The sequence below is a fragment of the Kineococcus sp. AC630 genome, from assembly GCF_979255925.1.
In genome coordinates, this window is record NZ_CEEDMJ010000086.1 from 1 (window position 1) to 269 (window position 269).

A 269-nucleotide genomic window follows, 5' to 3' on the forward strand; every position below is an offset into this window, starting at 1 on the left:
GAACGAAGGGGTGTGAATCTGCGAATTGCCGGTTACGAGAAAAGCGCCGCGCGGCTGCACGACGCTTTTCTTCGAGATGGTGCCGTTGAGAGGAATCGAACCCCCGACCTCCTGATTACGAATCAGGTAGGCAACTTAGGCAAATCAGGCTTATTCGGCCAGTTTTTGTACGTCAAACTCAGCGCCCCGGCCAGTTACTGCGTTGGGGTTGCTTAGTAAAGTACGCTACTTTCGACGGCCCCCCCTATCTAATACGATACTCTCTGTAT

1 protein-coding gene is annotated in these 269 nt (G+C 52.8%); it reads left to right on the forward strand.

Going from position 1 to position 269, the window contains the following annotated elements:
* Nucleotides 1–216, forward strand: a 216-nt coding sequence (locus AC0I8G_RS25950) for a hypothetical protein (RefSeq protein ID WP_471732513.1), incomplete at its 5' end; no start/stop codon positions are given.
* Nucleotides 217–269 lie beyond the last annotated feature (53 nt).